This window comes from Metamycoplasma auris, assembly GCF_003253435.1.
GTDB lineage: Bacteria > Bacillota_I > Bacilli_A > Mycoplasmatales > Metamycoplasmataceae > Metamycoplasma > Metamycoplasma auris.
On sequence record NZ_QKUB01000031.1, the window covers coordinates 1 to 1,484 of the forward strand.

1 protein-coding gene is annotated in these 1,484 nt (G+C 26.1%); it reads right to left on the reverse strand.

Going from position 1 to position 1,484, the window contains the following annotated elements:
- A partial coding sequence (locus BCF89_RS08820) for a BspA family leucine-rich repeat surface protein (RefSeq protein WP_111518954.1) occupies positions 1–1,484 on the reverse strand: 1,484 nt, incomplete at both ends.

The following is a 1,484-nucleotide window of genomic DNA, read 5'->3' on the forward strand; positions in this document are numbered from 1 at the left end:
TAAACACTTTTAACATTTCAATTATTTAGGGGTTGATTGAATGAAGAAGCACCAAAGAACATACCTTCCATAGTGGTAACATTTGAGACATCTCATTTATTTAGGGGTTGATTGAATCTTTTTGCATCTCTAAAAAAATATCTCATTTTTTGTACTTTTGATACATCTCATCCTGAAATATCTTGATCGAAGGAAGAAGCTCCATCAAATATTGAATACATATCTACAACATTTGATACATCTCAATTATTTAAAGGTTGATTGAAGTTTTTAGCTCTTGTGAACATATAAGACATCTTAGTAATGTTGCTAGTATCTCATTCACTGAGATTTTCTATATAATAGCTATCATTATTTATAAACATATAATTTGTGTTAGTAACTACTTCTGGTAGCTGTGGAACTTTTCTTATATTTGTAGGCATTATATATGCTTGAATTGTATAATCAGCATTAACATTATATCAATATCCTAATTTTGTAATTTCAAGAATATCAGTTCGATTATTTAAATCACTTTCATAGGAGAACCTTGCGTTACCATCTTTATCTATATAATGTGTAGGAGATTCTATAACAACAGATTCAGGGTTTCATTCAGATTTATCAGGATATTTTATATTTATTTCTCTATTTAAAGAGACTAAAGAACTTGTATAGTCTTCAGATAAAACATTAATAAATGTTTTTAGTTTTACTTTTAGAGTTCCATCAGGATTTTTGCTAAATCAAAAGGGTTTTAATGATTCAAAATCATCAAAAATATATTCTTTATCCTTTAGATTAGGAAATCTATTTTCATATTTTTTTATAAGTTTTTTTAGTTTATTATTTACTACTATTTTTGAATGAAAAGGAGTTAGTTTAGGAACTACATATTTATTAAATAAATACTTAATTGCTTCTTCTGCAGTAAACCCTGCTAATGAATGAGATAGACTAATAATATCACTATTAAATGCTCTAACATTAAAGTTATTATCCTTCGATATTTCTACTTTATCACTTGGTTTCTTGTCTTGTAATTGCAATACTTCATTTTTTAAAAAATCGACATCAATAAAATCTCAATATTTTACATATTCTTTAGGTATTTCATCAAAGTGTTTGGATAAGTCTTCTCCTAGTATTTTAATAACTTCACCATAGGTTTGACCAGTTTTAATCTTATCAGCAGTCTCAGTATCTCAAGTTTTATTAACTAACTCTTTTAATTTTGGAATCACATCATCAGTTCAATCAATATGAATCTCTTCTGGAATATTTTCATCTAATTTTGGAGCATTATTATAAATTGAAGTATAAATAACATTTTCTAATTCTTTTTCAAAAGCATCTACTTTCTTTTCTAACTCTTTTGCAAACACCTTAACTTGCTTTTTATCATCCTTGCTTAAGACTTTAATTAACTTTGAACCATCTGAATAAATGTTATAGTCTTTATCTTTATATCTTAAAGATTGTCTTTCATATTTTTGCTTAAC